Source organism: Wenzhouxiangella sp. YN1 (assembly GCF_056324145.1).
Genome location: NZ_JBJNIO010000063.1, coordinates 1 through 1,984, shown reverse-complemented (window position 1 = coordinate 1,984; position 1,984 = coordinate 1). Strand labels below are relative to the sequence as shown.

General features: G+C 58.8%; 3 protein-coding genes. 2 read left to right on the top strand and 1 reads right to left on the bottom strand.

What is annotated here, in order from left to right; translation table 11 throughout:
• Positions 1-223, top strand: a 223-nt coding sequence (locus ACEWQZ_RS00305) for a transposase (RefSeq protein ID WP_476481074.1), incomplete at its 5' end; no start/stop codon positions are given.
• Here ACEWQZ_RS00305 and ACEWQZ_RS00300 read toward each other — a convergent pair.
• Positions 220-1,539: a hypothetical protein gene (locus ACEWQZ_RS00300; RefSeq protein WP_476481073.1), complete on the bottom strand. Its 1,320-nt coding sequence runs from the start codon at positions 1,537-1,539 to the stop codon at positions 220-222. The genes ACEWQZ_RS00305 and ACEWQZ_RS00300 overlap by 4 nt on opposite strands.
• Positions 1,540-1,633: 94 nt before the next feature.
• Between ACEWQZ_RS00300 and ACEWQZ_RS00295 the strand changes: the two genes are divergently transcribed.
• Positions 1,634-1,984: transposase (locus ACEWQZ_RS00295; RefSeq protein ID WP_476481072.1), on the top strand; the 351-nt coding region annotated here is incomplete at its 3' end.

The following is a 1,984-nucleotide window of genomic DNA, read 5'->3' as shown; positions in this document are numbered from 1 at the left end:
GATGAAGGCTGTTGCCAAGATGATAAGGCGACACCTCGATGGCATCGTCGCCTGGGTGAAAACACGCCAGACCAATGGCTTCCTGGAAGCGATCAACGGACTCTTCCAAGCTGCAAAACGAAAAGCCCGAGGCTACACGCGACTGAGTACCGCCCGGACGGTGATCTTCCTGCTGGCGGGGAAGCTCGACTTCGGACGCATCAATCCGCATGTGTATGCTTAACCCACTTGGAATTCAACAGACCCAAAAATTATAACTCTATCAATGACAGCCTTTCCCCAGCTTGCCACCTTTCCTAATAGACCGCCCTTTTCAATGAGTTCAAAGAATAACTCAACAAAAAAGTCGATTGCAGAACCAACAAACCCGCCATTCTTTCCTCCATCAATCATGTACTTCCCGGCTCCAGTTTCTGGATCGGTCAAGACATATCCGCTACCTCGCCATCCAGGCACAGTAATCGGCGCTTCGTGCACGATCGCCTCATAGCCAAACTGGCTCACAGATCGTCGAATATCCTGGCGTGACTCACTGCTGATCGCAATCTCGCCCAACGCTTCGTCCAGGTTGTCCTGAGTGATGTGAAACACTCGCTGCCCCTTTTCCTGCGCCTTGGTGATCGCAGCCACTGCACTCATACCTTCGGCCTGCTCGTCTTCGGTACTAAACTGCTGCTCAGGAACCAGGCTTTCCAGAATACTCTTGAGCATTCCCAGCGGCTGGGCCACCTGAAGCCGCTTGCTGGCGCTGCCGTTGTGGGTGGTCAGCTGGCTTGGGACCGAGTCGAGGTCCATATTTACCCCGCCAGCATCGAGCGCCATGGGCATACCGTAGACGTATCTGACCCAGGGCTGGTGCCCGTAGGTGCCCACGCTCAGGCCGGTGCGGTACTCGGCGTTCATCTGGGCGGCCATCAGTCCGCCCAGGCCCTCGAGCTGGGCCTGGTAGCCCAGCACGCCGGCGTAGAACAGATCGCCCATCAGGCGTTCGCGGTCGATTTCTTCGTAGCGTTCTTCGATTTCATTTTCTAGAATTTCCCGTGCTGCCTCGGCGCGTGCCTGGGTGGCTTCCAGCGCGTAGGTGGACACGCTGCCGGCGTTGGCCATGATGGCCACGTAGCTGCCCTTGGGGACCGGCGTTTTGTATGGCACGGCCCACTTGCGATTACCAACCACCTGGTGGACCTCGAAGGCCAGCATGGTTTCCAGGGAAAACGCATCAACGCTGGACGGGCCAGTCAGAACAATTTCGCCATCAAGCTTGATTTCCGGCGTCAGGCTGATCGAGTGGCCCGGCAGGGTTTTCGGCAGCTGGCCCAGGTCGGTAATCTCGCCTTCGGGCAGCATTGCCAGCAACGCCTGCTCGTCAGCCTCGGTGGTGGGCCGATAGGACAGCGTCAGGCGATGGTTATTAACGCTTGCCCAGGGCAGCACCACCCCGCCCTGTGGCTGACCGGTCAGATAATCCACATCGAAAGTCACCCGCAGACTGTTGCGCAGACTGTCAGGCAGACTGGGCCAGGCCGCCCCACGCAGCATGATCCGGTTGTCGGGGCCCTGTGTGTCAACATCCCTCCCAACAGTACCTGATCGGTTTTATCTGTAACATTCAGGGCGCTTACGGAGTGAAGAAATGTCTGATTCCAACGAAGTTATCACCGACCCGCGCCTCGAGAAGCGAACTCGCCGCCGCTTCAGCGTAGCCGAGAAGAAGCGGCTGCTGGCCGAAGCCGAGGCCTTGCCGCATGGCGAGAAGGGTGCCTGGCTACGCCGCCAAGGGCTGTATGCCGGCCAGCTATCGACCTGGCGCAAGGATCTGGCCGAGCACGGCGAAGCCGGTGTAGCTGCGCGACAGCCGGGCCGCAAGCCCGCCGATCCCCGGGACAAGGAGCTCGAGCGCCTGAAGAAGGCCAATGCCAAGCTGGAGAAGCGCGCCTACGTGGCCGAGCAACTGGTCGATCTCCAAAAAAAAGTCTTGCACCTG